3 protein-coding genes and 1 pseudogene are annotated in these 3,637 nt (G+C 65.0%); all 4 read right to left on the bottom strand.

The genetic code is table 11. From position 1 onward, the window contains the following. Positions 1-885: pseudogene (locus AC1DYI_RS29545) on the bottom strand (hypothetical protein); the annotation flags it as partial. A gap of 28 nt (positions 886-913) precedes the next feature. Then, complete coding sequence (locus AC1DYI_RS29550; RefSeq protein WP_477207688.1) at positions 914-1,957, bottom strand: hypothetical protein; 1,044 nt, start codon at positions 1,955-1,957, stop codon at positions 914-916. 26 nt (positions 1,958-1,983) lie between these two features. After that, positions 1,984-3,030, bottom strand: coding sequence for a hypothetical protein (locus AC1DYI_RS29555; RefSeq protein WP_477207689.1), 1,047 nt, complete (start codon positions 3,028-3,030; stop codon positions 1,984-1,986). A 146-nt stretch (positions 3,031-3,176) separates the two neighbouring features. Then, a partial coding sequence (locus AC1DYI_RS29560) for a DUF3466 family protein (protein WP_477207690.1) occupies positions 3,177-3,637 on the bottom strand: 461 nt, incomplete at its 5' end.

Raw genomic sequence — 3,637 nt, forward strand, 5'->3', positions numbered from 1 at the left:
GACCAGCACCGCCGTCTGCGAATAGCGAACGCGGAAGTTGCCGACAACCTGGCCGTGGTTGTTGATCGCCGACGGCGTGAGGGTGTTGCCGGCGCAAGTGGGCATCGCCTTCATCGTGCCATCCTTGTAGACGAAGGCCTGCGAGCCGGTGGCGCCGTACGAGCGGCCGACGACATAGCCGGCTTCGTYGATCGCCGTGGCGACGCTGTTGTCTTCGCCCAGCGTGCCGAGATCTTGTATCGCACCGTCTTGCCACAGGTAGGCATGGGTGACGGCATTGCCATTGACGAGGGCGCCGGCGCCGCCCACCACCTGACCGCTGTTGTTGATGCCGTGCACCTCGTTGCCGGCGGCACCCAGCGTGCCGAGGTCGGTCATCAGGCCGTCGCGGTAGATCCACGCGCCGTATTTCGTCTTCCGGTTGACCGTGCAGGTGTAGTTGCCCACCGCGGCGCCGGTGTCGTTGATGCCTGCGCTGTTGCTGGATTTGTTCCCCGCGCAGGGCAGCAGCGGGCTCAGGTTCAGCGGCGTGCCGGCGCTGTCCCACAGGTAGGCATTGGGGTAGATCGAGCCGGCCACTTCGCGCCGGATGTTGATGGTCGGGCCGTTGTACATCGCCGGAGCCGCCGGCCCCTGCATCTGCTGCGGCCGGCGACCGTCCAGCAGGTAGGGGATGTAGCCGAAGTTGTCGACGCGCGACCAGCCGACGACGACGCCGTCGTTGTTGATCGATTGCGCGGAGTGGGCCTTCAGGGCACCGGTCTCGTCGCGCTTGACCTTTTCGATGCGGTACATCGGCGGCGTGCCGGCGATCGCGGCAGAAGCGGCGAGGGTGATCAGGGCCAGCGCAACGCGCGGCAGGGCTTGGTGAAGCAAGTGAGTCATGTTCGACCTTTAGGGTGGGGCGGGCCGGTCAGCGCTTGACCGACTTCAGCGGCGTCGCGATGAACCTGCCCTTGTTGCCCTCGCCGACGATCACCCCATCGTCGTTGATGTCTTCGAGGATCAGATCGTGCCAACCTTCGCCGCTCTCATCGAGCAGCGCCGACAGGAAGTAGCACTGGCCTTCCTGCACCAGCACGCCGGTGGCCGTGCGGCGCACGCTGAACAGGCCGACGACCTGGCCGTGGTTGTTGATCGCCTTGGGTGTGACGACGTTGCCGGCGCAGGTGGTCATCTCCTGCATGTGCCCATTGCGATACGAGAAGGCCTTGCGCTGGTCCACGCCGTCGGAGTAAGCGACACCGACGACGTGGCCGGCGTCGTTGACCGCAACGGCGTCGCTGTGGTCTTCGCCGAGCGTGCCGAGGTCCTTGATCACGCCGTCCTGCCAGAGGTAGGCGTGCGACACCTTCTTGCCATGGAGCATCAGGCTGGCGCTGCCGACCACCTGGCCGACGTTGTTGATCGCGTTGGCGACGTTGCCCTTCGCGCCGAGGTTGCCCAGGTCGGTCATCGTGCCGTTGCGGTACAGCCACGAACCCTGCGTCTTGTCGTGGCCCACATAGCAGGTGTAGTAGCCGACGATCTCGTCCCGGTCGTTGATGTCGGTGGCGGCGCTCACACGATTGCCATCACACGGGATCAACGGTGCCAGATTGGTGGCTTGGCCGTTGCTGTCCCACATGTAGGCTTCGGGATAGACGTCGCCGACGACCACGCGGTGGATGTTGATGTGCGGGTCTCCGCCGGCCATGTCGACCGGTGCCGTCAGCGCCCGTGGACGGCGGCCGTCCAGCACGTAGTAGACGTAGCCGACATTCCAGATGCCGGCGTCGCCGACGACGATGCCGTCGTTGTTGATCGATGTGGCCGAACGTGTCTCCATCTCGCCGGTTTCGTCGGGCTTGATCTTCTTGATGTGGTACATCGGCGGCCCGGCGAACGCGGCGGCGGTGCAGGCGGCGAGAAGGGCCGCGGCACAGCGCGGCAGCTTGTTTCGGAGCTGTTGAATCATGAGGGTTCTTTCGGAATGGCAGCGCATCAGCGCTTGACCGGCGTGGCGATGAAGCCGCGCCATTTGTTGTCGAAGTTTCCGGTGCCGACGATCACGCCGTCGTCGTTGATGTCGTAGGCGCGCAGTTCCCACCAGTCCTTGCCGCTGTCGTCGAGCAGCGCGTTCAGCGGGTAGCAGCGGCCGTCCTGGATCAAGGCGGCCTCATAGCGCTTGAGCAGGTAGCTGCCGACGATCTGGCCCTTGTTGTTGATCGCTTCGGTGATCACGYGGTTGCCGGCGCAGCGCGGCAGCGGATGCATCGCGCCTTTGGCGTAGACAAAGCTCTCGGCGTTGCCGTCAGGCGCATTCGAGCGGCCGATGATCTGGCCCAGGTCGTTGACGGCCGTGGCTTCGCTCTCGACGTCGCCGGGCAGGGTGCCGATGTCGGTCATCACGTCGTTGTGCCACGAGAAGGCGTGCATCTGGCGCTTGCCGTCCTGCGGCGGGTATTCGGACGAGCCGACCACCTGGCCGAACTTGTTGATGCCCGACGCGAACGTGTGCTCGTTGCCGAAGTGGGGCAGCTTGGCGGTTGCGCCGTTGTAGAAGATGAATGCGCCCGACTCGTGGCCGCTGGCGTTGTCGCACTCGAAGATGCCCACCGCGGCACCGGCTTCGTTGATGGCGGTGGCGCGGCTGAGCCGGTGAGTGTCGCAGGCGATCAGCGCGCCCAGGTTGGTCGGCACCCCTTTGCGATCCCAAAGCATGGCGTAGTCGTCGTTGTAGCCGACTGCCACGCCTTCCGAGTTCAAACCATAGGCGCTGCCAAAGCGCGCACCCTGGGGGTCCAGGCGCCTGGTCTTGCCGTCTCTGCGCACAAAGCCGGCCTGGGCACCTTCATCGAAGTTGGCCCCCATGCCAGCGACGATGCCGTTGTTGGTGATGGCGTAGCCGGTCATCGGGCGGATCGCCTTGCCCTTGTCGATGATCTCGATGTGGTACTGCGGCGGCGGCGCGGCCAGCGCCGCAGAGGCAACCAGGGTGGCAATGGCCGCCATGGCGGCCGACGCAAGGGGGCAGGTCCATCGGCGCATGAGTGTCTCCTGACAGATGACGTTATGAGCGCGTCATCGTAGGGCTGCGGGGCGCCGAATGGGTGCTATCCCCCTAACTCGAAAAATCGCTGGTTCGGCAAGGGATTGTGGGACCGACCGACCGCGCCCGACTCATGAGCTGGCTTTTATGGATTCACGGGCTTCGCGATGAACGCTTGCTCCTTCCCGCCACCCAATTGCCCGTAGCCAACGATGACGCCGTCGTCGTTGATGTCCTGGGGATGCAGATTGGTCCAGCCGGTGCCACTGCCGTCCAGGATGGACGACAGCAGGTAGCAGCGGTTCTTCTGTAGTAGGAAGGCCTGGAAGCTCTTGCGTTGCAAGGACATGCCAACGATCTGGCCGCGGTTGTTGATGGCGTTCGGCTGGGGCGAGTTGCTGCTGCCGGGGCAGGCGGGTAGCGCTTGCATCGTGCTGCCGTCGTACCTGTAGCCGATGTTGATATTGGCTGCGTCGCGGGCCGACCCTACGACGTGGCCGGCGTCGTTGATGTCTTCGGCGGTGGACGATCGGCCGCCGAGCGTGCCCAGGTCACGCAGGTGGCCTGCCTCCCAGATGTAGGCATGAACGTAGCTGTGGCCGTCAC

It is taken from the genome of Ideonella sp. P3_A4 (assembly GCF_056403075.1).